The following is a 1,422-nucleotide window of genomic DNA, read 5'->3' on the forward strand; positions in this document are numbered from 1 at the left end:
CCGTAAGGCAATGGTATGGACTCCTCCCACCTAGCGGCATCGATGTACCAGAGGGGTAAAATTGAGTTACCCAACAAACGGAGGAGGAGTCCGAGATGAATATTAAACGCATAGGCCTTGATTTAGCAAAACAGGTGTTTCAATTACATGGCGTCGATAGTCACGAACAACCCGCGCTGAAGAAAAAGCTTAAGCGCGAGCAAATGCTGAGCTATTTTCGCGATATTCCGCCCTGTCTAATCGGTATGGAAGCCTGTAGCAGCGCCCTCTATTGGGCTCGCGAACTGCAAAAGTTGGGTCACACCGTCAAATTGATTGCGCCGCAATTTGTTAAACCCTATGTCAAAGCCAACAAAAACGACGCCAATGATGCGGAAGCCATCTGCGAAGCGGTATCGAGGCCGAGTATGCGCTTCGTTCCCATCAAGAGTTTGGCGCAGCAAGACTTACAGGCCACCCATCGGGTACGCAGCCAACTGGTGAGTCAGCGTACCGAAAAGGTCAATCAGATTCGCGGTCTACTGGCTGAATACGGAATGGTCGTCGGTCAACGCATCGAATGCTTGCGAAAAGCGCTGCCAGACTTATTGGAAGATGCCGAAAATCACTTGAGTAGTGACTTTAGAGTCTTGCTAGCAGGTCTTCGTCAAGACTTGCAGACGCTTGATGAACGTGTCAGGGCATTGGACAAACGGATTCAACAACAAGCCGACACCGATCCTGGCGCCAAGCGTTTGCTACAAATCCCCGGCATTGGCCCGATTACCGCCACCGCCTTGGTCAGTGGCGTGGGCGACGCCAAGCAATTCAAGCGAGGTCGTGACATGGCGGCCTGGCTAGGTTTGACGCCCGGACAGCACAGCAGTGGCGGCAAAGAACGGCTCTTGGGGATTAGCAAGCGTGGTGATGCTTATTTGAGAACCTTATTAATTCATGGTGCGCGAGCCGTCCTGAAAGTCGCCAGTCAAAAAGACGACCCACGCAGCCGCTGGCTGCAAAGTCTCAGCGAGCGGCGTAACAAAAACATCGCCACCGTGGCCTTGGCGAATAAAAATGCCCGAATTGCCTGGGCGTTATTAACCAAGAGCCTGGATTACCAGCCCACTGAAAACGGGCTGGCATCTGAATCGGCTTGTGCATGACAGCAAGCTGTCACGCCCAAACCGATTGAGATAAAAGAGCAATCCAACCGATTGCAGAGCTAGACCCTGATGGCAGCCGGTCGAACCGGCGTTTGCAAAACCTGATTATTGCGCTGTGCCCAAGAGCACGATAGGGCGATAAGGAGCAAACGCGCGAACAGCCCATTACGGCCCGAGCCAATTGCGCTCATTTACAGGCCGGATATACGTGTGCAGTCGTACCATCAACCAACAGGGGAAATGCTTGCAAAACGGGAGGAGTCCATATACGCAATAACCA

The 1,422-nt window shown here is 52.6% G+C and carries 1 protein-coding gene; it reads left to right on the forward strand.

The annotated features are described in order from the left end of the window. Positions 1 to 95 precede the first annotated feature (95 nt). Positions 96 to 1,142, forward strand: a complete 1,047-nt coding sequence (locus AC0IM9_RS20425; RefSeq protein ID WP_482805241.1) for an IS110 family RNA-guided transposase — start codon at positions 96 to 98, stop codon at positions 1,140 to 1,142. Positions 1,143 to 1,422: the final 280 nt, after the last annotated feature.

It is taken from the genome of Methylomonas sp. Uni0011, assembly GCF_056850255.1.

Bases quoted from the DNA above. Each gene is read 5' to 3' on its own strand.
- AC0IM9_RS20425 (WP_482805241.1), top strand. From the start codon at position 96: ATGAATATTAAACGCATAGGCCTTGATTTAGCAAAACAGGTGTTTCAA.